This window comes from Microcoleus sp. OTE_8_concoct_300 (assembly GCF_031383065.1).
Lineage (GTDB): Bacteria > Cyanobacteriota > Cyanobacteriia > Cyanobacteriales > Microcoleaceae > Microcoleus.
This window is the reverse complement of sequence record NZ_JANMZH010000494.1, coordinates 1-2,394: the sequence shown is the minus strand read 5'-3', so window position 1 is coordinate 2,394 and position 2,394 is coordinate 1. Positions and strand designations below refer to the sequence as shown.

Sequence of the window (2,394 nt, the reverse complement as noted above, 5' to 3'; positions counted from 1 at the left end):
TCGCACGACTTATCTAATTCTTCGGACTCCGATAAGTCATCCATAATAGACTCCGCTACAGTTACGGGTTCATCTTCAATCAGATCGGTAGGAACCTGATAGGACGGATCGCTAAGAATCTCTCTAAGCAAGGGGTTGCTAACCCCTAGCATTTTCTCAGCACCTTTTTCTGCAATAAAATTGAAAATCTGCTCCTCACTAACCCCATAATCTACTTCGCGCTTCTGATGAACAGCCCGAATAGCTAACAGCGGTTTGATTTCATCTTCTTTCAGTGGAACATATTCTCCACCTTGCTGTTTAATGAGCGGTACAAGATACTTTTGCTCTAGGTATGAAGTAATCTTTTTGCTCTGGGAACGAACCAAACAACCTCGAGTCAAATTAAAAGTTTGGTAATCATTTAACCTTTTTAAACCCGCTCCTAACCCTTTGCCACCAGCATACTGAAGCACTGCTACTCCAATGTTTACATCTGTTCCTTTGTCTTTGACAATTACCTTGAAATTGATGTAATCATCCTTGCCTCCACGTTTCTTAACTTTATCTGTGGCTTCCTGAACTGTTACCCTTTCCACCGTCTGACCAATCACACTCTGAAATCCAAATAAAATAGCATCAGCAAGCAGATAATTATCTTCTAAATAATTTCCTATGTCTTCCTCTAGCTCTTTGACAAAAGCAAGTTCAACGGGATTAGAAATCTCGGGATTTTTAGTGCCTTCACCCGTATAAATAGGAGGATTACAATTTTCTTTACACCACTTCAAAACCTCTCTAGCAGTGGGTTTTCCTTTGCCAAGCTCGCTAAGTTGAATTTGAGTGAATGGATAAATTGGCTCAGGAGGAATTAAGTTTTGCCGTTCATAATATTTGTCTAACCAAAAGCTAACTAAGTTAACAATTGATTCTGCATCCATGTATTTCAAGTCAATCGGATTTCCCTGAACCGAAACCTTAGTGAACACTCCACCAGGTAGCTGCTTTATTTTATTGCTCCATTGAGGAGGCATCATTACACTCAGTATCAAACCCCGGTTTAGATTTTGGAACAAATCTTTGATTAGTCCTGCAACAATCTGACTGATGTGTAAGCCACTAATATCGTCGTAGGCATCAGGCGTGTCTAACTCATCAAAGCAAATGACCAGTTCCTTGTACTCACTAATCAAATCTAAGATTTGCAAAACCGCCTCAAAAGATTGGCATTGACTCGGTAGTTCCAACTCATCGGCTTTGTATTTAGCAAGTTCTTGACCCTCTAACCATTTAATTGCATAAAGTGATTGCTCGTCGGAGAGTGTCCAAAAAATTGCCTTGACAATATCAGGATCGTTAACACTTTTCGCTTGCAGAAATGCTTTTGTTAGATCCTTAACCCACTTTTTTAGTTGCTTGGGCGTGCCTGCCTTAAATTTTTCCAATAATTCTTGAGGATAAAAAACTTTAGCATTGGGTTTAGAAACCTTTAAAGCATTGTTAGCCATTGCCGTTGCTAGTTCTTGCCACTGTCTCACCCCATCTCTACCAATCTTTCCCAAGCTCTCAGCCAAGATTCGCTGAAATCCTTGCTTAATTTGATTGATATTACCATATTTATTAGCGTAGACAAACAAGCCCCCGCCATGCTCCTGTAGGCGATGGCGAATGCGGCTAATAATGTGAGTTTTGCCTGTTCCATCCTGAGCAGTTATAGCGATGGAAGTTGTCTTGTAGTGACCAGCACGAATTTGAGCTAGTGCCTGAAATACAGCATCAGAGGCGTGGGCATTTATTGTCTCAACATCGAAGAATTCCTGGCCCCAAACATCACCAGCATTGAGAAAAGGAGGTTTAGCAAATGGATTTTGATTTAAAAGAGCCACGTTCAGGTCTTCAATGGAAGAAAAAGAAGAATTAGTCATGGTTTTTTGTGTGAGGTTAACGAATTTACAAAGGGATTTAGGCCAATTTTAAGGATTTAGCCGTTTGACATAGTAACGGAGTGCACCAAGTGCCGTTTTGATGGAATCTTCAGCTTTATCGGGCGTGATGTCTGTCATTTCACCACCTATAAGCTGAAAAATGTCATTAGCCTGCATTTCCAACAGCCACTGATTGAACTCCGATCGCCCTACCCTTTCCCCGATCGCCCGACGCATCCGATAAATCGGCACTAAATCGTCTAAGTTATAATCCCGGTTCAACCTGTCATACACATCCAGCGCCACAGCCTTAAAATCCTCATAGGATGCGATCGCCCCTACATCCCCCTTCCCTTTCTCAACCGCAACACTCGCCGCACCATCCTGATGCCGAATCCACTTCAACAAAGAATTTCCCAGCCGAGTACCAATTTGAGAACCATCAAACTCAAACAGAGAATCCTTACTTTTGAGCCCCTGCGCTAAAACT

Annotated in this window: 1 protein-coding gene and 1 pseudogene; both read right to left on the bottom strand. The window is 41.7% G+C overall.

Translation table 11 applies throughout. From position 1 onward, the window contains the following. The coding region (locus ACUVJL_RS22265) for a P-loop NTPase fold protein (RefSeq protein WP_445247825.1) at positions 1–1,904 on the bottom strand (1,904 nt) is incomplete at its 3' end. A 48-nt stretch (positions 1,905–1,952) separates the two neighbouring features. Continuing rightward, positions 1,953–2,394: pseudogene (locus ACUVJL_RS22260) on the bottom strand (hypothetical protein); the annotation flags it as partial.